The 19,932-nt window shown below is 73.4% G+C and carries 17 protein-coding genes; 9 read left to right on the top strand and 8 right to left on the bottom strand.

Annotated features, from left to right (window positions below; all coding sequences use genetic code 11):
- The first annotated feature begins 90 nt into the window (after positions 1-90).
- The 5 genes from AB0C73_RS18170 to AB0C73_RS18150 all read left to right on the top strand — a co-directional run bounded on the left by AB0C73_RS18170 (position 91) and on the right by AB0C73_RS18150 (position 6,493).
- Entirely contained in the window at positions 91-1,086 is a 996-nt protein-coding gene (locus AB0C73_RS18170; protein ID WP_362530740.1) for a substrate-binding domain-containing protein, read from the top strand.
- A gap of 14 nt (positions 1,087-1,100) precedes the next feature.
- The gene (locus AB0C73_RS18165) at positions 1,101-2,675 is read left to right on the top strand and encodes an Ig-like domain repeat protein (protein WP_362530737.1); all 1,575 of its coding nucleotides are present in this window, start codon (positions 1,101-1,103) and stop codon (positions 2,673-2,675) included.
- A gap of 69 nt (positions 2,676-2,744) precedes the next feature.
- Complete coding sequence (locus AB0C73_RS18160; RefSeq protein WP_362530734.1) at positions 2,745-4,814, top strand: DUF916 domain-containing protein; 2,070 nt, start codon at positions 2,745-2,747, stop codon at positions 4,812-4,814.
- Positions 4,811-5,701: a class E sortase gene (locus tag AB0C73_RS18155; RefSeq protein ID WP_362530732.1), complete on the top strand. Its 891-nt coding sequence runs from the start codon at positions 4,811-4,813 to the stop codon at positions 5,699-5,701. The genes AB0C73_RS18160 and AB0C73_RS18155 overlap by 4 nt, the downstream gene beginning before the upstream one ends.
- 27 nt (positions 5,702-5,728) lie before the next feature.
- The gene (locus tag AB0C73_RS18150; protein WP_362531005.1) at positions 5,729-6,493 is read left to right on the top strand and encodes a phosphate ABC transporter ATP-binding protein; all 765 of its coding nucleotides are present in this window, start codon (positions 5,729-5,731) and stop codon (positions 6,491-6,493) included.
- Between the two features lie 35 nt (positions 6,494-6,528).
- Here the strand turns inward: AB0C73_RS18150 and AB0C73_RS18145 are convergent, their stop codons facing one another.
- The 3 genes from AB0C73_RS18145 to AB0C73_RS18135 all read right to left on the bottom strand — a co-directional run bounded on the left by AB0C73_RS18145 (position 6,529) and on the right by AB0C73_RS18135 (position 10,035).
- The gene (locus AB0C73_RS18145) at positions 6,529-7,134 is read right to left on the bottom strand and encodes an HAD family phosphatase (RefSeq protein ID WP_362530729.1); all 606 of its coding nucleotides are present in this window, start codon (positions 7,132-7,134) and stop codon (positions 6,529-6,531) included.
- A 173-nt stretch (positions 7,135-7,307) separates the two neighbouring features.
- The gene (locus tag AB0C73_RS18140) at positions 7,308-9,365 is read right to left on the bottom strand and encodes a phosphocholine-specific phospholipase C (protein ID WP_362530726.1); all 2,058 of its coding nucleotides are present in this window, start codon (positions 9,363-9,365) and stop codon (positions 7,308-7,310) included.
- Positions 9,366-9,618: 253 nt separating this feature from the next.
- Complete coding sequence (locus AB0C73_RS18135) at positions 9,619-10,035, bottom strand: organic hydroperoxide resistance protein (protein WP_362530724.1); 417 nt, start codon at positions 10,033-10,035, stop codon at positions 9,619-9,621.
- Positions 10,036-10,160: 125 nt separating this feature from the next.
- Between AB0C73_RS18135 and AB0C73_RS18130 the strand changes: the two genes are divergently transcribed.
- From AB0C73_RS18130 to AB0C73_RS18115, 4 genes are all read left to right on the top strand, one after another.
- A complete protein-coding gene (locus tag AB0C73_RS18130) occupies positions 10,161-10,634 on the top strand; it encodes a MarR family transcriptional regulator (protein WP_362530721.1) in 474 nt (157 codons plus the stop codon).
- 66 nt (positions 10,635-10,700) lie between these two features.
- Positions 10,701-11,183: a GNAT family N-acetyltransferase gene (locus AB0C73_RS18125; RefSeq protein ID WP_362530718.1), complete on the top strand. Its 483-nt coding sequence runs from the start codon at positions 10,701-10,703 to the stop codon at positions 11,181-11,183.
- Complete coding sequence (locus AB0C73_RS18120) at positions 11,180-12,514, top strand: MFS transporter (protein ID WP_362530716.1); 1,335 nt, start codon at positions 11,180-11,182, stop codon at positions 12,512-12,514. The genes AB0C73_RS18125 and AB0C73_RS18120 overlap by 4 nt, the downstream gene beginning before the upstream one ends.
- Positions 12,515-12,664: 150 nt before the next feature.
- Positions 12,665-12,844: a hypothetical protein gene (locus tag AB0C73_RS18115; protein WP_362530713.1), complete on the top strand. Its 180-nt coding sequence runs from the start codon at positions 12,665-12,667 to the stop codon at positions 12,842-12,844.
- Positions 12,845-12,914: 70 nt separating this feature from the next.
- On the opposite strand, the gene AB0C73_RS18110 is transcribed toward AB0C73_RS18115, so the two are convergent.
- The 5 genes from AB0C73_RS18110 to AB0C73_RS18090 form a co-directional block, all read right to left on the bottom strand.
- Positions 12,915-14,255, bottom strand: coding sequence for a carboxyl transferase domain-containing protein (locus AB0C73_RS18110; protein ID WP_362530711.1), 1,341 nt, complete (start codon positions 14,253-14,255; stop codon positions 12,915-12,917).
- Entirely contained in the window at positions 14,248-15,765 is a 1,518-nt protein-coding gene (locus AB0C73_RS18105; protein WP_362530708.1) for an acyl-CoA synthetase, read from the bottom strand. Before AB0C73_RS18105 ends, AB0C73_RS18110 begins: the two co-directional genes overlap by 8 nt.
- A gap of 21 nt (positions 15,766-15,786) precedes the next feature.
- Positions 15,787-16,974: a NarK/NasA family nitrate transporter gene (locus AB0C73_RS18100; RefSeq protein WP_362531002.1), complete on the bottom strand. Its 1,188-nt coding sequence runs from the start codon at positions 16,972-16,974 to the stop codon at positions 15,787-15,789.
- A 135-nt stretch (positions 16,975-17,109) separates the two neighbouring features.
- Positions 17,110-18,702 (bottom strand): GAF domain-containing protein, encoded by a 1,593-nt coding sequence (locus AB0C73_RS18095; protein WP_362530999.1) that lies wholly within the window; start codon positions 18,700-18,702, stop codon positions 17,110-17,112.
- 147 nt (positions 18,703-18,849) lie between these two features.
- Positions 18,850-19,902 carry a rod shape-determining protein gene (locus AB0C73_RS18090; protein WP_362530706.1) on the bottom strand — a complete coding sequence of 351 codons (1,053 nt, stop codon included), beginning with the start codon at positions 19,900-19,902 and terminating at the stop codon, positions 18,850-18,852.
- Between the last annotated feature and the right edge of the window lie 30 nt (positions 19,903-19,932).

Genomic DNA, 19,932 nt, shown 5'->3' with positions numbered 1-19,932 from the left:
GAGAACGTCTGATTCGTCCGCGCCAACGGAAGTCCTGCACACGCGCCCCGGACACCACCCGGAGCGCAGCCTAGCTGAGGAGAACCCCCAGTGAACAAGAAGAAGACCGGCCTCGCGCTCGCCGCCGCGACGCTCGCGGCCGTCACCATCGGCAGCGGCATCGCCGCCGCGGACCCGGCCGGCCCTCCGCAGTACCGCCAGCTCGCCGGTGTCGGCTCCGACACCACCCAGGACGTCATGAACGGCCTCGCCGACGCCGTCACGCTCAACGGGCAGAAGGTCATCGGCTCGTACGACGCCACGGGCTCCGCGACCATCACCACCAAGGACCCGGCGACCAACCCCAACTGCACCATCCCGCGCCCCAACGGCTCCGGCGCCGGACGCTCCGCGCTCCTCACCTCCCTCCAGGCCGGCAACGGGTGCCTCGACTTCTCCCGTTCCTCCTCCCTGAGCCTCGGCGCGGCCAGCCCGGGCCTGACGTACGTGCCGTTCGCGATCGACGGCGTCAGCTACGCCATCACCCCCGGCTCCGCCATCCCGCGCAAGCTGACCCTTGCCGACCTCAAGGCCATCTACCACTGCGACCCCAACTACGTGGGATCCGGGCCGAACTACGACCTCACGGTCTACCTGCCGCAGGCCGGCTCCGGCACCCGCTCCTTCTGGGAGTCGCAGATGGGCATCACCGACGCCGACGTCGTCGCCGGCGTCTACCCCTGCGTCAAGGACAAGAAGGGCACCGCCCCGGTCCAGGAGCACGACGGCCGCGTCCTCGACGACAGGTCGATCGTGCCCTTCTCCATCGCCCAGTACCAGGCGCAGTCCTCGCAGACCATCGCCGACCTGCGCGGCCGGGCCATCCTCGGCACCGTCGACGGCCTCTCGCCGACCGTCCTGAACAGCGGCTTCGGCGTGAAGCGCGACGTCTACAACGTCATCCCGACCAGCAAGGTCGCCACCTCGCCGTGGAGCGACGTCTTCGTCGGCCCGAACTCCGGCATCTGCAAGCAGACCGCCGTCATCAACACCTACGGCTTCGCGACCAACCCGAACTGCGGCGACACCACCAAGCAGACCCCGTGATGAGGAGCCTCCCCGTGCTGAAGAACAGAATCTCCCGGGCCCTCGCGCTGGGTGTCGCGGCCGTCACCACCGCCTTCGCGGCGGGCCTCGCCACCGCGGGCGCCGCGTACGCCGCGCCCATCGGGACCCTCGACATCGCCCCCGCCACCGGTGCCGACACCAGCGGCATCTCCTTCACCACCTCGGGCGCCTGCCCGGACACCGCCACCAACGTCCTGGTGAAGGTGGAGGGTTCCGGCTTCCCGGCCGGCGGCCTCAACGTGGTCGGCAACTCGCCGATCACCACGTACCCCAAGGCGGGCAACGGAGGCATGATCATCCCGCTGACGTCCACCATGCGCGACTACGCCTCCCAGGCGGGCTTCACCACCCTCCAGGGCCGGTACGACTTCACCGTCATCTGCCGCACGGCGTTCAACGGGACCAGCCTCGGCGACTTCACGGGCGCGATCTGGTTCACCTCGAACACCACGTACCAGGCGAACGACCCGGCCGTGAAGACGGACACCACCACCTCGCTCGCCGTCACCCCGGCCGGCCCGGCCCAGGCGGGCTCTCCGGTCACCCTGACCGCCACCGTCACCCCCTCCGGCGCCGCCGGCACCGTCCAGTTCAAGGACGGCTCCGCCGATTTCGGCACCCCGGTCACCGTCAACGGCGGCACCGCCACGCTGACCACGAGCAACCTGACGGCCGGCACCCACGCCCTCACCGCCGTGTTCACGCCGGACAGCGCCTCCTACAACGGCTCCACCTCGGCCGCCGTCTCGTACGAGATCAAGCCGGCCGCGGCGACCCAGACGAGCACGGCGCTCGCCGTCTCCCCGGCCTCCGGCACCCCGCAGTACAGCCCCGTCACCCTGACCGGCACGGTCACCCCGGCCGGCGCCGCCGGCTCGCTGAAGTTCACCGACACCGTCGGCGGCACCGCCGTCCCGCTCGGCACCGTCCCGGTCTCCGGCGGCACCGCCACGCTGACCACCTCCAGCCTGGCGGCCGGCGCGCACTCCTTCACCGCCGTCTTCGTCCCGGCCGACCCGGCCCGGTACACCGCCTCCGACTCCAACGCCATCCCGTACACCGTCGGCGCGTTCGCAGGAGTCACGGCCTCGGAGTCCATCACCACCACCGTCAACGCCGGCGCCCTCGTCATCAGCGTCGACGCCCCGCAGGTCACCCTCCCCTCGCCGGTCCTCAACGCCGACGGCGACCTGCTCACCACCGCCGGCGCCCTCAGCCCGGTGACGCTGACCGACACCCGCGCCGGCAACCCCGGCTGGACCGTGAGCGGCCAGGTCACCGACTTCAGCGACGGCGCCACCCACACCATCAACGGCCAGAACCTCGGCTGGTCCCCGAAGGTCGTCGACAAGGCGCCCGCGCAGACCGTCACCCCCGGCTCCCATGTCGCGGCGGCCCGCGGCGTGGCCCCCGGCGACGCGGGCTCCGACGGCCTGAAGGCCGCGCGCACCCTCGCCAACGGCACCGGTCTCGGCACCGCCCACATCGGCGCCGACCTGGCCCTCAGCGTCCCGACCTCCACGCAGGCCGGCACGTACACCACCACGCTCACCCTCACCGCCATCTGATCCAGGCGTGAGCTCCGGGGCGGAGCCGCGCCGCGGTTCCGCCCCGCCCCTGACCTCTGGAGACCCGTCATGACCGCTCACCTCCGCCCCGCCCGCCGGACCGGCGCGCTCGGCCTGCTTTTGCTGCTGCTCCCGGCCCTGCTCCTCGTACTCCTGCCGGGTACGGCCACGGCCGCCGTGCCCGCCGTGCCCGCCGAGGACAGGAAGAACGACAAGAAGCAGGCCACGAAGGCCGTCTTCGGCGTCCAGCCCTCCGGCCCGAAGAAGCCCGACCAGCGGCCCCACTTCTCGTACGGAGTCACCGGCGGCGCCGGCCTCCGCGACCAGATCGCCCTGCTGAACTACGGCTCCGAGCCGCTGACCCTCGCCGTCTACGCGAGCGACGCCGTCAACACCGTCGACGGCGGCTTCGACCTGCTCCCCGCCGGTGCGAAGCCGACCGACGCCGGAAGCTGGATCAAGCTCGCGAAGAACAAGGTGACCGTGCCGCCCAAGGGCCGGGTCATCGTCCCGTTCACGCTGGCCGTGCCGCGCGACGTCACCCCCGGCGACCACACCGGAGGCATCGTCGCCTCGCTCTCCGGCACCGGCAAGGACGCGCAGGGCAACCAGGTCCGGCTCGACCAGCGCGTCGGAGCCCGCGTCTATCTGCGGGTGGCGGGCACCGTCCACCCGGAGCTGACCGTGGACGACGTCCACGCCGAGTACCACGGCAGCCTCAACCCCTTCGCCGCCGGCACGGCCACGGTCACCTACACCGTTCGCAACACCGGGAACATGCGCCTCGGCGCCCGCCAGGCCGTCCGCGTCAACGGCCTCTTCGACTCCTCGGTCACCGCCACCGGCGCCCGCGACCTCGGCGAACTGCTCCCCGGCAGCGCCCTGACCGTCACCGCCGAGGCCGAGGGGATCGCGCCGCTCTTCCACGCCTCCGCCGTCGTCTCCGTACAGCCGGTGGTGACCCGGGACGGCGTCGACCCCAAGCTGCCCTCGCTGACCCGCTCGGTGGGGCTGTGGACCGTGCCGTGGACGGCGCTCGGCCTGCTCCTGCTGCTGATCGCGGGCGTGGTGTGGCGGTGGCGGTCGCGGCGGAAGCGGCGCGGGCGGCCCGAGACGGCCGTGTCCCCGAAGAAGTCCGCCGAGAACCCCGAGGCGCCCGACACTCCCGACAAGGAGCTCATCGTGCAGTTCACCCGCTTCACCCGCCTCTCGGGGCGGGCCGCGACCGGCGTGGCCCTCGCCGTGGCCGCGTCCCTCGCCGGCGTCGGCCTCCTCACCGTGCCGACCGCCACGGCCGCCCCGCTGGGCACCGCCCGGATCACCCCGGGCGAGGGCGCCGACGACACCAGCATCGCCCTGACCACCTCGGGCGCCTGCCCGGCGCCCGCCACCCACGTCATCGTGACGGTCACCGGCAAGGGCTTCCCGGCCGAGGGCAAGAACGTCGTCGGCAACGCGCCCCTCACCACCTACGGGCAGGACCCCGCCGGCACCGGCTTCGTCGTGCCGCTGACCATGACCATGCGGGACTACGCCAACGAGGCCGGGTTCACCACCCTTGAAGGCAGGTACGACCTGACGGTGATCTGCCGGAAGGCCTTCGGCACCCAGACGTACGGGGAGTTCACCGGCTCCCTCTGGTTCACCTCCGGCACCGTCTACCGGACCACCGACCCGGCGGGCCCGCACCCGACCGGCACCCCGACGGGCACCCCGACCGGCACGCCCACGTCCACGGCGACCCCCACCGGTACGGCCACCCCGACGCCGACCGACACCTCCTCGCCGTCGACGAGCGCGACTCCGACCCCGACCGCCACCGACTCCGCGACCGCGACCGCGACCGCGACCGGGGGCGACACGGTCGGCGTCTCCACCAGCATCCGGCCCACCACGGGCACCCCCTCGGCCACCGACCCCGGCACCGGCTCCTCCGGCGCGGGTGGCACGACCGGCGGCGGCACCACCGGCACCACCGGCACCACCGGCACCACCGGCGGCCACGGAGGCGGCGGACTGGCCCACACCGGCGCCGACCCGCTGCTGCTCGGGCTGCTCGCGGCCGCCCTCGTGGCCGCCGGCACCTTCGCCGTCCGCTGGGCCCGCCGCCGCGGACTGATCACCTTCGGCACCCGATGACAGCCACCCTCACCCCCGTGGACGTGCGTCCCGCCCCCGCCGCCGGGCGGGCCCCCCGCTCCAGCCGGCTGTGGACCGTCGGCGGCGCCCTGGCGATCCTGGGCGCGCTGCTGCTCGGCTTCGTCGCCGAGGTCGGCCCGCTCGGTGAGCTCCGCCAGGAGCGGGACCGCCGCGTCGGCTACGCCGATCTGCGCGGCACGCTGGCCGGCGCCACCACGCCGGTCGGCCCGTCCATCGAACCGGGCACCCCCGTCGCGCTCCTGACGATCCCCCAGCTCGGGGTGAGGGAGGTGATCCGGGAGGGCAGTTCCGCCGAGGTGCTCGCCGCCGGTCCCGGGCACCGCCGCGACACGGTGCTGCCCGGTCAGCCCGGCAACAGCATCGTCATGGGCCGCCGGGCGGGGTACGGGGGGCCGTTCCGGAACCTGGAGAGCCTGCAGCCCGGCGAGTCGATCGGGGTCACCACCGGCCAGGGCGAGCACACCTACCGGGTGACCGGGGTCCGGAGGGCGGGCGACCCCCGGCCGCCCGCCCTCCAGGCCGGGACGGGCCGGCTGACGCTGATGACCGCGACCGGCTCCCCGTACCGCCCGGACGGGGTCCTCCTGGTCGACGCGGAGCTGATCTCCCCGCCCCAGCCGGGAGCCGTCCCCGCCTTCCGCTTCGGCCGGGTCCCGGCCGACGAACTCCCGCTCGCGGGCCAGTCCTCGGCCTGGATCCCACTGGTGCTGTGGGCGCAGGCGCTGCTCCTCGCGGCGGCGGTGCTGGTCTGGGCGCGGTCGCGGGTGCCCCGCGCGCACGTCTGGCTGGTCGGCTTCCCCGTCCTCGTCGCGCTCGGCCTCACGGCCGGCGACCGGGCGGTGCTCCTCCTTCCCAACCTCCTGTAAGGACAAAGGACAGTCGTGGCTTCCCATCTGGACGCACGTTCCCTCTCCGCCTGGTTCGGGCCCCGCAAGGTCCTCAACCGGGTCTCGCTGAGCATGCCCGCGGGCCTGGTCACCGCGCTCATCGGGCCCTCCGGCTGCGGCAAGTCGACCTTCCTGCGCATCCTCAACCGGATGCACGAACTGATCCCGGGCGCCGAGCTCGCGGGCGAGGTGCTCCTGGACGGTGACGACATCTACGCGCGCGGGCGGCGGCTCACCGAGGCCCGCCGTGACATCGGCATGGTCTTCCAGAAGCCGAACCCCTTCCCGGCGATGTCGGTGTACGACAACGTCACGGCGGGTCTGAAGCTGACCGGCGTCCGGGTCTCCGCCGGCGACCGGGACCTGCTCGTGGAGGAGTGCCTGACCCGGGCCGGGCTGTGGAAGGAGGTCCGCGACCGGCTGCGCCAGCCGGGCGGCGCGCTCTCCGGCGGCCAGCAGCAGCGGCTGTGCATCGCCCGTTCGCTGGCCGTCCGGCCGCGGATCCTGCTGATGGACGAACCGTGCTCGGCGCTCGACCCCACGTCGACCCGGCGGATCGAGGAGACGATCCGGGAACTCGCGGACGAGGTCACCATCGTGATCGTCACCCACAACATGCAGCAGGCGGCCCGGGTCTCCGACCAGTGCGCCTTCTTCCTCGCGGAGCAGGCCACCCCGGGCGTGATCGTCGAACACGGCCCCACGGACGCGATGTTCTCGAGCCCGCGGGACCGGCGCACCGCGGACTACGTGGAGGGCCGCTTCGGCTGAGCGGCGGTGTGCGGCGGTGTGCGGCGGGCGGCGGATCAGGACGGTCCGAGAAGGGCGTCCAGGGCGGCGTGAAGGGTGTCGGCGCCGGTGAAGTGCAGGCCCGTGATGCCCACGGCCTCGGCCCCGGCGACGTTCGCGGCCTTGTCGTCGACGAAGACGGCGGCGTCCGGGGAACAGCCCACGAGTTCGAGCGCCCGCGTGAACGCGGCCGGGGCGGGCTTCGTGGCGCCCAGCATGCAGGAGAAGAGCAGGGGCTCGAAGCGGGCGGCGATCTGGGGGAGCACGTCGGGGAGCGCTTCGAGGAGCAGGGCGTCGTTGTTGGTGAGCAGGGCCGTACGCAGCGGGTGGAGGCGGTCCACCAGGGCGAGGACCCGGTCGTCGGGCTCGAAGGCGCTGCACCAGAGCTCGTGGAGCGCCGCGGGGCCGCCCGCGTAGCCGAGCTCCCGCTCCAGCGTGGCGTGGATCTCCGTGGCCGAGGCGAGGCCGCGGTCCCAGCGGGCGACGAGCCCGGACTCGTACAGCGCCTGCCGCAGCTCGCCGGCGCCCAGGCCGCAGGCCTCACCCAGCGCGGCCAGCCGCCGCTCCGGGTGGAACCGGCAGACCACGTCCCCCAGGTCGAAGAAGATCACCTCTGGTCGCATGACGCCGACGATAGCCGGACACTTCTCAGGACGTCGGCGTGTCGAGCAGCGCCGTGAAGGTGATCGCCGTGAGGACGCCCGTCAGGAGCAGGACCGGCCGCCGGGGCGGATGAGCCCGCGTCTCATTCCCTCATCCGCCCCGCCGTCACATGCCCAGTACTGCCCAGTACTGCCTAGTACGTCAGGATGCCCGGGTCCGTCGTGCCCGCCGCACCCGTCTCCACATGGCCCGCCAGGCGGCGGAGGTAGTCCGCCGTCGCCGAGGACGTGATGCTGACGTCGTACCAGCGGGCGGAGGCGGACAGCGGGACGGTGTGGGTGACCGTCGCGCCCTTCGGGACGGACAGGGTCGCCGGCGTGCCGCCGTAGGTGTTGGTGACGGTCACCGTGGCCGTGCTGCCCGGGTTCGTGAACGTCAGGTCCAGGGCGCCCGTCGCCGCGTTGTGGCGGGCCCGTACCTCCGGGACCGCCGTCTTGCCGGGGGAGCGGAAGCGGCGCAGGAAGCCGTTCGGGCCGTGGACGGTGAGGTCGGTGAGGCCGCTGCTGTACTTGGTGTTCCAGGTGTCGGCGATCGACTTGTCCGCCTCCGCCGTGTACGTCCACGGCACGTCCGTACGGTTCGCCGAGGTCACGTAGAACTGCGCGCCCGCCGCCGGGCCGCCGCTGAAGGTGAGGGTGAAGGTGCCGGCCGTGGTGTCGGCGGCGCCGTCGACGTACGGGGCGTACTTCAGCGGGCGGGTGGGCTTGCTGCCCGGCTCCTGGCGGGGCATGGTGCCGACGGCCGGGGCGGTGGCCAGGAAGTCGGGGTGGCGGTTCTTGTCCGGCGGGTAGTAGCCGGCGGTCGCCGGGAGCGGGGCGGCCTGCGTGTCCGTACGCGTGAAGTCGAACGCGGAGGTCAGGTCGCCGCAGATCGCGCGCCGCCACGGGGAGATGTTGGGCTCGCGCACGCCGAAGCGGGTCTCCATGAAGCGGATGACCGACGTGTGGTCGAAGGTCTCCGAGCAGGTGTAGCCACCGGTCGACCAGGGCGAGACGACGATCATCGGGACGCGCGGGCCGAGGCCGTAGGGCCCGGACGCGTAGCCGATCTTGCCGGGGAACCAGTCCAGGGAGGTGGCGACCGTGGACTTGCCCCAGGAGGCGTCCTTCGGGACGAACGGCGGGACCACGTGGTCGAAGAAGCCGTCGTTCTCGTCGTACGTGATGAACAGGGCGGTACGGGCCCACACGTCCGGGTTCGAGGTCAGCGCGTCGAGGACCTGCGCGATGTACCAGGCGCCGTAGTTGGCGGGCCAGTTGGCGTGCTCCGAGAAGGCCTCGGGTGCGGCGATCCAGGAGATCTGCGGCAGCCGGCCGGCCTGCACGTCGGCGCGCAGGACGTCGAAGTAGCCCTCGCCCGCCTTGGCGTCGGTGCCGGTGCGGGCCTTGTCGTAGAGCGGGTTCCCGGGCTGGGCGTTCCGGTAGTTGTTGAAGTAGAGGAGGGAGTTGTCGCCGTAGTTGCCGCGGAAGGCGTCGTTGATCCAGCCCCACGAGCCGCCCGCGTTCAGGCCGTCGCCGACGTCCTGGTAGATCTTCCAGGAGACCCCCGCCGCCTCCAGGCGCTCGGGGTAGGTGGTCCAGCCGTAGCCCGCCTCGGCGTTGTTGAGGACGGGGCCGCCGCCGGTGCCGTCGTTGCCGACGTACCCGGTCCACATGTAGTAGCGGTTCGGGTCGGTCGCGCCGATGAACGAGCAGTGGTACGCGTCGCAGATGGTGAAGGCGTCGGCGAGCGCGTAGTGGAACGGGATGTCGTCACGGGTGAGGTGCGCCATGGTGGCCTTGGTCTTGGCCGGGATCCAGTTGTTGTACTTGCCCTTGTTCCACGCGCTCTGGCCGCCCTGCCAGTCGTGGTTCAGGCCCTGGAGGTACTCCATGCCCAGCTTGTCGCTGGCGGGCCGGAAGGGCAGCGTGGTGTTCCCGAAGTTGTCCTCCTGGTTCCAGACCGGCTTCCCGCTGGGCAGGGTCACCGGGCGCGGGTCGCCGAAGCCGCGGACGCCCTTCAGGGCGCCGAAGTAGTGGTCGAACGAACGGTTCTCCTGCATCAGGACCACGATGTGCTCGATGTCCTGGACGGTGCCGGTGGTGCCCTGCGCGGGTATGGACGCGGCGCGGGCGATGCTGTCGGACAACAGGGTGAACGCGGCGGTGCCGCCCGCCAGTTGCAGGAACCGGCGGCGGTTGAGGTCGGCCATGGGGGAGTCGTCCTCCGGGACGTGAGCGGACAGGGGCGCGGTGCGGAGCCGGCGGGGCCGGCCACGAGCGCCCCAAGAAGAGCGCCCGCGGACCACGGCCCGGCGGCCGCCCCATGACTGCCCGTCGTACGTTCGGCGAATCCCCCGTGCCCGAACGCGAAAACCCACAAGCGAACTCCCCCGGGGTCAACTGCACCCCGGGGGAGGACGATTGTCAACAGAAGTCCACTCGGGACCGTTGACTGGCGTGTGACTACTCGACGACGAGGTCGACCTTGATGTTGCCGCGGGTCGCCTTCGAGTACGGGCAGAACGCGTGGGTCTTCTCCAGGAGCGCGCGGCCCGCCTCGCCCTGCAGGTGGTCCGGGAACTCGGCGCGCATCACGACCGCCAGGCCGAAGCCGCCGTCCGCCGCGTCCTTGCCGATGGAGACCTCGGCGGTGACCGACGCCTCGGAGATGTCGATCTTCTCCTGGCGGGCCACCACGCCCATGGCGCTCGCGAAACAGGCCGCGTAGCCGGCGGCGAAGAGCTGCTCCGGGTTGGTGCCCTGGCCGTTGCCGCCGAGCGCGACCGGGTGGGCGAGCGGGAGGTCGAGCAGACCGTCGGAGCTGACGGCGCGGCCCTCGCGGCCGTTGGCGGTGGCGACGGCGGTGTAGATGGCGTCCATGAGTTCTTCCGTTCCTGTCCGAGGAGGCGGGCGGGATCGTGCCGCCCTGCATTCATTTGTAGCGTGCGATTAAGTTGTGCACAACTTAATCGCGTGTGATGCAGGTCTCCCGTACCCTGGGAGGCATGGACGAGGACTTCCTCCGGCTCGACAGCCAGATCTGCTTCTCCCTGCACGCCGCCTCGCGCGCCTTCAACGGCGTCTACCGCGGCGCGCTCAGGGAGCTCGGGCTCACCTACCCCCAGTACCTGGTGATGCTCGTGCTCTGGGAGCACGGCGAGCTGCCGGTCAAGGGCATCGGCGAGCGGCTCAAGCTCGACTCCGGCACCCTGTCGCCGCTGCTCAAGCGCCTGGAGGCGGCCGGCTACGTCGAGCGGCGGCGCAGCGCCGAGGACGAGCGCTCCGTGACCGTGCGCCTCACCCCCGAGGGCACCGCGCTGCGCGAGAAGGCCCTGGGCGTGCCGCGCGGGATCGCCGCCGCGACCGGGCTCGACCTCGGCGAGATCGTGGAGCTGCGCGACCGGCTGAACGCCCTCGCCACCCGCCTCGACGCCGTCGATCCGGACGACGTGGCCCGGTGCGTGGCGGTCGCCGAATAGCGCGGTCCCTGTATCCGACATCCAAATGTAAGGATCCGGGGACGGTGTCAGTCCTAGACTGCGTCCATGCCCTTGCCCACGCCCCCGCGCGACATCACCCTGCGGCGCGCCACCGCCGCCGACTCCAGGCGGCTCACCCGGCTCGTCCGCACCTCCGGCGCCTACACCGGTGAGTACGCGTCCATGGTCGACGGCTACCAGGTCGGCGCTGCGTACATCGAGCACCACCCGGTCCACGTCGCCGTCGACGCGGACGGCCTGGTCCTCGGCTTCTACGCGCTCCTCCTCGACGAGGCCGAACTCGACCTCGCCTTCGTCGCCGACCACGCCCAGGGCCTCGGCATCGGCCGCATGCTCATGACGCACATGATCGCCGAGGGCCGGGCCGCCGGACTCGACGCGATCCGGGTCGTCGCCCACCCGCCCGCCGAGGAGTTCTACCTGCGCACCGGAGCCCGCCGCACCGGCACCGTCCGGCCCGCCGGGCACATCCACTGGGCCCGCCCCGAGCTGCACTGGGACCTCACGGCCACGGCCGACGCCGCGTGAGCGCCACCCAGGAGGCCGGCCCCGGGCAGGCCGGCCCCGGGCAGGCCGCCGCCTCCGGGACCGGGCACGCGACCGGGTCCGAGCCCGAGCCCGAGCGGCGTCGGCTCTTCGCCGACCTCACCCCGCTCCGTACCTCCGCCGACTACCGCCGCCTCTGGTTCGGCAACTCCGTCACCTGGGTCGGCCAGGGCATGACGACCCTCGCCATCTCCCTCCAGGTCTACGACATCACCCGCTCGCCGTTCGCGGTCGGTCTCGTCGGGCTCTTCTCCCTCGTCCCGCTGGTCGTCTTCGGTCTCTACGGCGGCGCCATCGCCGACACCCTCGACCGCCGCAGACTCGGGCTCGCCAGCTCCATCGGCCTCGCCGCGCTCTCCGTCGCGCTCTGCGTCGCCGCGTACGCCGGCTTCCACCGGGTCTGGTTCCTGTACGGGATCGTCGCCCTCCAGGCCGTCTGCGCCGCGCTCAACGCGCCCGCCCGCAGCTCGATGATCCCCCGCCTGCTGCCGCCCGAGCAGCTGCGCGCCGCCAACGCGCTCAACTCCATGACCACGACCTTCGGCACCCTCGTCGGGCCCAGCCTCGGCGGCGTCGTGGTCGGTCTGGCCGGCTACCAGACCGCGTACCTCATCGACGCCATCGCCTTCTCCGCCTCCCTCTACGCGATGTGGCGGCTGCCCTCGATGCTGCCCGAGCGCGTCGAGGGGGCCGGAGCCAAGCGCGCCTCGGTCCTCGACGGGCTGCGCTTCCTCGCCACCCGCCCCAATCTGCGCATGACGTTCTTCTCCGACTTCTGCGCGATGATCCTCGCCCACCCGCGTGCGCTGTTCCCGGCCGTGGCCGTGCTCTGGTACGGCGGGGACGCCAGGACCACCGGACTGCTCGTCGCCGCACCGGCGTTCGGCGCGCTGCTCGGCGGGGTGTTCTCCGGCTGGCAGGGCCGGATCCGGCACCACGGGCAGGCGATCCTGCTCTCGGTCGCCTCCTGGGGCACCGCCATCGCCCTCTTCGGCCTCACCCGGAACCTCTGGCTCGGGCTGCTCCTGCTCGCCGCCGCCGGGTACTCCGACACCGTCTCGATGATCTTCCGGAACACGATGCTCCAGGTCGCGGCCCCGGACGAGATGCGCGGCCGGCTCCAGGGCGTGTTCATCGTGGTCGTCGCGGGCGGGCCGCGGCTCGGCGACTTCCTGGCCGGCTCGGTCGCCGACCTCACCTCCCCGGCCCTCGCGATCACCGGCGGCGGTCTCGCCTGCGTCCTCGCCATCGGCCTGCTCGCCTGGTACGGGAAGGACTTCCGCCGTTACGACGCCCTGCACCCGACGCCGTGAACCGCGGGTCATCCGAGCGGTGGGCGTGAAGTGGCCACGCGCCCCCCGAACGGGTCGTCCCGGGGCGGTGTCCGGGCGTGTGTCCTTGCCGCGGGCCTATGCCCGGGTAAGGCTCCGGTCTGAGCAACTCCGCTCTTCAGGAGGTTTTTCATGCGCAAGTTCCTCGCCACGGCCGCCCTGGCCGCCGCCGTCGTCCTCTCCGGCTCGGGCACGGCCCTCGCCTACGGGTACGACGGTGAGTCCGACGGCGACACCGTGACCGTGGTGGACCACACGGTCGTCGTCTGCGGCGACTTCAGCGTGTGCATGGGCGACACGGACGTGGCCTGAGCGTCCGCCGTCGTCACTGCGGGAAGGCCCCCTCGCTTCCGAGGGGGCCTTCCCCGTGCGGAGGGCCCTTTCAGGTCCTGCCGACGATGCCGCGTACGACACCCAGCGCCACCAGGTCCTGCGGGCGGAGCCGCAGCTGGTCGGCGGTCTCCGGGACCTGGTCCGGGGTGCGCTTGAGGATCTGCGCGGCGAGCTCGGGCGCGATCACCGAGAAGTAGCCGTCCGGCGTGACCCAGGTGTTGCCGGGCGCGGCGAGCGCGAGCGCCCCTCCCGAACCGCCCTCGCCGACGAGGAGCGACGTCACCGGTGTGCGGGCCTCGGCGAGCGCCGTGAACGCCTCCGCGATGGCGGGACCGGCCCCCGCCCGTTCCGCCTCCGCGTCATTGGCCGCGCCCGGCGTGTCGATCAGCGTGAGGACCGGGATGCCGAGCCGGTCCGCGAGCCGCGCGAGCCGCGCCACCGTCCGGAACCCGGCCGGCCGTGTCGCCCCGCCCAACTGCGCCGCGTACGCCACCGCCCGCCCCTCGTGCACCCCGAACCCGCACTCCACGGTGGGGTCCACCCCACCGGCCCGGTCCCCGCGGATCGGCGCCCGTACGTCGAAGTACGCGTCCAGGTAGGCCCCGGCCCGCGGCCGCCCGGGCGCGCGGGCCGCCCGCACCGCGTCCCAGCCGGTGGCCGGCAGATCGTGCTCACGCGCCGCGCGCGGCGGGGGAGCGGCCGCGGGCTCCCCGGCCTCCCCGGGCTCCGGGGTGAGCAGCCGCAGCCACAACGCGACCGTCTCGCGCAGACTCTCGGGCCGGACCAGCGCGTCGACATGCCCGTGCGCATGCTGGTCCTCCGCGGTGTACGCGGCGGGGTCGGCGTCCACCGGCCGTACCCGCGACCCGGCGAACGCCACCTGTGCCGAGGGCAGCGCGAGGACGACATCGGCCCCGGCCCCGACGGTCGCCCAGCCCCCGCCGGTGGCCGGATCGCGCAGCACGGTGACATGCGGCAGCCCCGCCGCCCGCAACCGCACGGCCGCGGCGGCGACCCGCTGGAGCTGGGTGAGCGCGATCATGCCCTCCTGCATCCGGCTCCCCCCGGTCGCGACCAGCGACACCAGCGGCAGCCGCAGCGTGCCCGCCGCCCCGTACGCGGCCACCAGGCGATCCCCGGCCACCCGCCCGAGCGACCCCCCGAGAAACCCGAACTCGAACACGACGAGCACGCAGCGCAGTCCGCCCACGGTCGCGGTCCCGAAGACGACGGACTCGTCCTCCCCGGTCCGCTGGGCGGCCCGGGCGCGGGAGGCGTCGTAACCGTCCCAGCCGAGGGGGTCGTCGCCGCCCGGCGGGGGCGCGGGCAGGGGTGTGAAGTCGTCCGTCACCAGGGTGATCGCCGCGCGGGCGGAGAGGCGCTCAGCCATCGGTCGGCTCCTGGAGCGCCTTCTTGAGGATCTTGCCCATGTCGTTGCGGGGCAGGGCGTCGAGGTAGTGGACCTCGCGGGGGCGCTTGTGCGGGGCGAGGAGGGCCGCGACGTGGGAGGCGAGGGCGTCGGGGGCGGGCGGGGCGGCCGGGTCGGTGGGGACGATCCAGGCCACGATCCGTTCGCCCAGGTCCGGGTCGGAGGCGCCGGTGACGGCGGCCTCGCGAACTCCCGGGTGGTCCAGGAGCGCGTTCTCGATCTCTCCGGCGCCGATCTTGTAGCCGCCGCTCTTGATGAGGTCGGTGGCCTTGCGGCCCACGAGCCGCACAGAGCCGTCGGGTTCCCGCACCGCCATGTCACCGGTGCGGAACCAGCCGCCCTCCGCGAAGGCCGCCGCCGTCGCGTCCGGCCGGTTCAGATACGCGCTGAACAGGTTCGGGCCCCGCACCTGGACCTCGCCGACCGTCTCGCCGTCGAACACCGGCAGTACGGAGCCGTCCTCCTCCACGAGCCGCAGCTCGACGCCGTCGAGCGGCAGCCCCACGGAGCCGGGGCGCGGGCCCGAGCCGACGGGGATGGACGCGGGGGTGTGGGGGTCGACCCCCACAGAACACAGCATGAGCGTCTCGGTCATGCCGTAACGCTCGACCACCGTCCGCCCCGTCGCCGCCGTGATCCGCTCGTGGTCGTGCACCGGCAGTGCCGCCGAACCGGACACGAGCAGCCGGGCCTCCGTCAGGGACCGCACGAGCGCGGGGTCGTGGGGGAGGGCCTCCGCGATGCGGTGGTACATGGTCGGCACGCCGAACAGCATCGTGCCGCCGCCCTTGCCCAGTTCCTTCGCGACGCCCTCCACCGTGAAGCTCCCGAGGTGGCGCACCTCGCCGCCGCGTCGCAGCGGGCCGAGGATCCCGAGCACAAGGCCGTGCACGTGGAAGAGCGGAAGGCCGTGGACCAGGACGTCCTCGCCGGTCCACTCCCAGGCCGTGGCGAGCGCGTCGAGGGACGCGGCGATCGCGCGGTGGGACAGCAGGACGCCCTTCGGCGGGCCGGTGGTGCCGGAGGTGTAGACGATCAGGGCGGGGGTCTCGGGATCGTCCGGTCCTCCGGAGAAGGCGAAGGCGGCGCTGACCGGGGTGAAGTACGGGACCTCGGTCTCCACGTCGATCCGCGGCAGCTCCGCCAGACCCTCCGGCAGCTCGTCCCCGGCCGCGGCGAGCACCGCGCCGGGCCGCGCGTCGCCGAGGATGTGCGCCAGTTCGCGCTCCCCGATCCGCGGGTTCAGCGGCACCGCCGGCACGCCGGCGAGCAGCGCGGCGACCACGCCGACCGCCGTCCGAGCCGTCGGCGTCGCCCAGACGGCGACCCGGCCGGTGGCACCGCCGGCGGCGAGCAGTCGCACCGCCAGGGCTCCGGCGGCGCGCGCCAGTTCCTCGTACGTCAGCGTGTCGGCGCCGAACCGCAGCGCGGGCCGGTCGGATGTCTTCAGGGCCGGGAAGAGGGCGCTCATGCCGGGAATTCTGCCCAGGCGTCAGGGACGGCGCGCTGCGACCTTGCTCACGTCGGGCGCCGCGTCCCCGCCCTCGGGCGGCCGGACGTTGCGCATCCGCCCGTACGCGTACACGCAGCCGGCGAGCGCCAGGTCGGACAGCAGCATGAAGCCGATCGAGTACGAGCTCTTGGCGCTGTAGATCGCGCCCATGACCAGCGGCGGCACGAATCCGCCGAGCCCGCCCATCGCGCCGACGATGCCGGTGACGCTGCCGACCTGCGGCTGCGGGGTGACCTTGGAGACGAGCGCGAAGACCGCGCCGCTGGTGGTGCCGAGGCCGGCCGCCATGATGAGCAGGGCGATCGTGCCGCCGGGGTTCAGGGGTGGGTCGAAGGCCTGGACGATGGCGAGCAGCGCGACGACGCCGAGCGCGACGGCGGTCACCAGGGCCGGGTGGACCCGGTCCGAGACCCAGCCGCCGAACGGCCGGAAGACGACCGTGACCAGGGCGAATCCGGCCGCCTTGGTGCCCGCGTCGGTCGGGTCGAGCTCGTACCAGGTCTTCAGATACGTGGGCAGGTAGACACCGAACGCGACGATTCCGCCGAAGCCGATCGCGTACAGCGCCGCCAGCTCCCAGGTGACCCGCAGCCGCCCGGCCTGCCCGAGCCGGTGGCCGAGCGAGGCGGAGGGCACGGGCCGGTCCGGCCGGTCGGAGAGCAGCAGGGCGCCGAGCACGGAGAACGCGGCGAGGGCGAGGGCGACCACGAAGAACGGCAGGTTCTCGCCGTGCTTGGCGATCCGCGGGGTGAAGTAGCCGGACAGCGCCACACCGCCCATGCCCATGCCGAAGACACCGAGGGCGAAGCCGCGCTTGGCGGGCGGGAACCAGGAGTTGACCAGCGGGATGCCGATGGCGAACGTCGTGCCGCCGAGACCGAGGAGGAAGCCGACGGCCAGCATCAGACCGTACGAGTCCTTGACCACGGTCAGCAGCAGGACGGGCACGATGGTGAGCGCCGACACCAGCGGGAACATCAGCCGCGCGCCGTACCGGTCGGTGAGCGCCCCCGCCGGGATCCGGCCGAGCGAGCCGACCAGGACGGGGACGGCGACGAGCAGCGACTGCTGGAAGGAGCTCAGCGAGAGCCGGTCCCCGTACCAGCTGGCGAGCGGCGCGATCAGGTTCCAGGCCCAGAAGGTGAGCGTGAAGCCGATCGTGGCCATGGCCAGATTGCGGTAGGCGGCCGCGGGGATCTTCTCGGTGGTCACCTCTTCAGTCAAGATCCGGGGTGGGGGCGGGGCGCGCGGGACTGCTCCGTACGAGGGCCCGAGGGGCGTCGCGGCGCGCATGGTGACGGGTCAGGGCCAGGTCACGACGGCCGGCGGCCGCCCGTCGTCCGTCACCCGCAGCCGCAGGCCCTCCTCGTCCGCGGTCACGTCGACCGTCACCGCCCCGACGCCGGCCCGCCGGTGGGCCGCGGCGAGCGCGCCGCGGAGGACGGCGAGTAGTTGGTCGGCGTCGGCCTCCTCGGCGAGGGCGTCGACGGTGCCGGTGAAATGCACGGACGGCTGGAAACCGAGCAGCGCCGCCGCGCCGCCGGTCTCGCGCAGCACCCGGCCGCGGAAGGACGCGGGCGCGTCGGCGGGCGGCTGCTGGAGCGCGAAGATCGTGGTGCGGACCTCCTGGATGGTGAGGTCCAGCTCGTCGACCGCGCGCCCGAGCAGGGTGTCCACCTCCGGCACGGCGGCCCGGCGGCGGGTCGACTCCAGCATCATCTCGGTGGCGAAGAGCCGTTGCACGACGAGATCGTGCAGGTCGCGGGCGATCCGGTCGCGGTCCTCGTAGACGGCGAGCTGCTCGCGGTCGTGCTGCGCGTCGGCGAGGACGAGCGCGAGCGCCGCCTGGGAGGCGAACTGGGAGGCGAGCAGCCGGTCGGCGGCGCTGTACGGGCGGCCACCGCGGCGGCGGGGAAGCGCGAGGGTGCCGATGAGCTTCCCGCCGCTCCGCAGCGGCAGCATCATCGACGGACCGAAGCGGCCGCGGAGGGGAGCGGTCATCCGGGGATCGGTGGCCGAGTCCTCGATGAACACGGGTTCGCCGCCGAGCAGCTGGGCCAGGACGGGGGAACCGGGCGCGATGACGGTCCCGACGAGGCTGCCGGCACCGCGGGGGGTGGCGGGCTCGCCGGGGCCGCCGGTTTCGCCCGGCTCGGCGAGGGCTTCGGGCTCGTCGGGGACGCCGGGTGCGCCGGGCTCGCCCGGGCCGCCCTCGGGCCCGTCGGTCGCCGTGGAGGCGGCGACGACTTCCATGCCGCCCTCCTCGGTGGGCTGGAGCACCATCCCGGCCGAGGCGTCGGCGAGCAGTCTGGCCCGTTCGGCGACGGTCGTCAGGGCGTCCTGGGCCGGTTTTCCGGCGAGCAGCGCGGTGGTGACGGCGGCCGCGCCCTCGATCCAGCGTTCGCGCCGGCGGGCGGTCTCGTAGAGGCGGGCGTTGCCGATGGCGATGCCGGCCTGGGTGGCGAGGACCCGGAGGAACGCCAGGTCCGCCTCGGTGAAGGGGCCGGTCCGCTTGTCGGTGAGGTAGAGGTTGCCGAAGACCTCGGTGTGCACGCGGATCGGCACACCGACGAAGGACCGCATCGGCGGATGCCCCTCGGGCATCCCGCAGGAGCGCGGGTCGGCGGTCAGGTCGTCGAGCCGCAGCGGCTGCGGGTCCTGGACGAGGACGCCGAGCAGTCCGGTGTGGCCGTCGGGGAGGCGTCCGATGCGGGCCCGCTCCTCCGCGCTCATGCCGGACGTGAACAGCTCGGTGATCCGGCGCCGCTCGGGGTCGAGGACCCCGAGCGCGCCGTAGCGGGCGCCGGTCAGCGCGGTCGCGATGTCCACGACGTGCTGGAGGGTGGGCCGCAGTTCGAGCGCGCTGCCGACGCTGAGGACGGCCTCCAGGAGCATGGGCAGCCGCGGTACGGGCTCCGCGCCCGCGGACGCGCCGGCGCCCTCGGCCTCGTACTCCTGGGGGCCCGCGGGCCCCTGCGCGTCCTCGTCCATGATCGGCATGGGCTCATTGTCGTACAAAACACCCAAGCGCCGTTCAAGTGCCTACTCGGCCTCGCTGGTTTCGGCCAGCGGATCGAGGACGAGGGGCTGGACACGGCCCTCCAGCATCGCGCCGAGGCCCAGCACGGCGCACACGTCGGGCCGTTCGGCGATGTGCACGGGCATGCCGGTCGCCTCGCGCAGCATCTGGTCGAGGCCCGGCAGCAGGGCGCTGCCGCCGACCATCATGATGCCGCGGTCGGCGAGGTCGGCCACGAGGTCGGGCGGGCAGTCGCGGAGCACCTTGCCGATGCCGTCGAGGACGGCGGTCAGCGGGGTCTGGATGGCCTCGCGGACGGCGGCGGTGTCGACGGTCACCGAGCGGGCGAGACCGGTGGCCACGTCACGGCCGTGGATCTCGGTGAAGGTGGGGCCCTGCACCGTCAGGCCGTTGCCGTGCAGCGCGACCTGCAGCGGGCGGACGGACTGGCTCGGCAGCATCAGTTCGTGCTGGTGGCGCAGGTGCTGGATGACGGCGTGGTCGATGGCGTCGCCGCCGACCGGCATCCGCTCGGCGGTCACGATCGCGCCGAGCGAGAGCACGGCGACCTGGGTGGTGGCCGCCCCGCACACCAGGATCATGGTGGCGGTCGGCTGCTCGACGGGGAGGCCGCAGCCCACGGCCGCGGCGATCAGGGTGTCGACGAGCTCCACCCGGCGCGCGCCCAGGCCGACCAGGGTCTCCACGGCGGCGCGCTGGGCGAGCGGGTCGCTGTCGTGCGGGGTGCAGGCGGCGGCGCGGAGCCGCGGCTTGCGGCGCAGCTGGCGGCGGAGCTTGTCGCCGAGGAGATGACGGAGCATCCGCTGCGCCATCTCGATGTCGACGACGGTGCCGCCGGAGACGGGCCGGACCACCCGGATGTAGTCGGGGGTGCGGCCGGTCATCTTCTCGGCGAGCGCGCCGACGGCGATCAGCGCGCCGGTGCGGGTGTTCACGGCGGCGACGGACGGCTCGTCGACGACGAGGCCGGCGCCCTTGACGAAGACCCTAGTGCGGGCGGCGCCCAGGTCGACGGCGACATGGCAGCGGCGCAACTGATCAAGGCTGACGGTCACGGCGGTCCTCCGGAGTGCGGTGCTGGCACG

Source organism: Streptomyces sp. NPDC048623 (genome assembly GCF_040650755.1).
GTDB lineage: Bacteria > Actinomycetota > Actinomycetes > Streptomycetales > Streptomycetaceae > Streptomyces.
The sequence above is the reverse complement of the archived record's forward strand: the minus strand, read 5'-3'. Positions and strand labels throughout refer to the sequence as shown.

Excerpts from the sequence above, each read along its gene's own strand:
- AB0C73_RS18155 (WP_362530732.1), top strand. The coding sequence starts at position 4,811 with ATGACAGCCACCCTCACCCCCGTGGACGTGCGTCCCGCCCCCGCCGCC.
- AB0C73_RS18105 (WP_362530708.1), bottom strand. The coding sequence starts at position 15,765 with ATGAGCGCCCTCTTCCCGGCCCTGAAGACATCCGACCGGCCCGCGCTG.
- AB0C73_RS18135 (WP_362530724.1), bottom strand. The coding sequence starts at position 10,035 with ATGGACGCCATCTACACCGCCGTCGCCACCGCCAACGGCCGCGAGGGC.
- AB0C73_RS18145 (WP_362530729.1), bottom strand. The coding sequence starts at position 7,134 with ATGCGACCAGAGGTGATCTTCTTCGACCTGGGGGACGTGGTCTGCCGG.
- AB0C73_RS18140 (WP_362530726.1), bottom strand. The coding sequence starts at position 9,365 with ATGGCCGACCTCAACCGCCGCCGGTTCCTGCAACTGGCGGGCGGCACC.
- AB0C73_RS18115 (WP_362530713.1), top strand. The coding sequence starts at position 12,665 with ATGCGCAAGTTCCTCGCCACGGCCGCCCTGGCCGCCGCCGTCGTCCTC.
- AB0C73_RS18110 (WP_362530711.1), bottom strand. The coding sequence starts at position 14,255 with ATGGCTGAGCGCCTCTCCGCCCGCGCGGCGATCACCCTGGTGACGGAC.
- AB0C73_RS18160 (WP_362530734.1), top strand. The coding sequence starts at position 2,745 with ATGACCGCTCACCTCCGCCCCGCCCGCCGGACCGGCGCGCTCGGCCTG.
- AB0C73_RS18100 (WP_362531002.1), bottom strand. The coding sequence starts at position 16,974 with ATGGCCACGATCGGCTTCACGCTCACCTTCTGGGCCTGGAACCTGATC.
- AB0C73_RS18095 (WP_362530999.1), bottom strand. The coding sequence starts at position 18,702 with ATGCTCCTGGAGGCCGTCCTCAGCGTCGGCAGCGCGCTCGAACTGCGG.
- AB0C73_RS18125 (WP_362530718.1), top strand. The coding sequence starts at position 10,701 with ATGCCCTTGCCCACGCCCCCGCGCGACATCACCCTGCGGCGCGCCACC.
- AB0C73_RS18130 (WP_362530721.1), top strand. The coding sequence starts at position 10,161 with ATGGACGAGGACTTCCTCCGGCTCGACAGCCAGATCTGCTTCTCCCTG.